This window comes from Vibrio sp. 811, from assembly GCF_033339195.1.
Genome location: NZ_JAWOUB010000314.1, coordinates 1 through 765 on the forward strand (window position 1 = coordinate 1; position 765 = coordinate 765).

The following is a 765-nucleotide window of genomic DNA, read 5'->3' on the forward strand; positions in this document are numbered from 1 at the left end:
CAACGGGTCAACCTAAGGGCGTGATGTTGGATTATGGCAACATCGCAGCGCAGCTAGAAGGTCACGACCAACGCTTGAGCTTATCTCAAGATGATGTTTCTTTGTGTTTCCTTCCGCTTTCACACGTATTTGAACGCGCTTGGACATTCTACGTATTATACAAAGGTGCGACGAACTGTTACTTGCAAGACACCATGCAAGTGCGCGATGCCTTGAGTGAAGTGCGTCCAACCGTGATGTGTGCGGTTCCTCGTTTCTACGAAAAGATTTTCTCAGCGATTCACGAGAAAGTGTCTCGAGCACCGATTCATCGCAAGATCATGTTTACTTGGGCGGTGAACATGGGCGCGAAAATGGCACTTTGCCATCAAGAAAAGCGCAAACCTTCGATGATGCTGCGCAAAGCACACGCATTAGCTGACAAGTTGGTGCTAAGTAAGTTGCGTGCACTGCTCGGTGGTCGTATCAACTTTATGCCATGTGGTGGCGCGAAGTTGGATGAAACCATTGGTCGCTTCTTCCATGCTATTGGCATCAACGTGAAGTTGGGCTACGGCATGACAGAAACCACCGCGACGATTTCGTGCTGGGATGACAAGTGCTTTGATCCGGATTCTATCGGTATGTCGATGCCTGGCGCGCAAGTGAAGATTGGCGAAAACAACGAGATTCTAGTTCGTGGCCCGATGGTGATGCGCGGTTACTACAAAATGCCAGAAGAGACCGAAAAGACGTTTGATGAGCACGGTTTCTTAAAGACCGGTG

Annotated in this window: 1 protein-coding gene; it reads left to right on the plus strand. The window is 49.3% G+C overall.

Annotation, left to right across the window (positions count from 1 at the left end):
• The coding region (locus tag R7Q46_RS26575; protein WP_318078138.1) for an AMP-dependent synthetase/ligase at positions 1 to 765 on the plus strand (765 nt) is incomplete at both ends.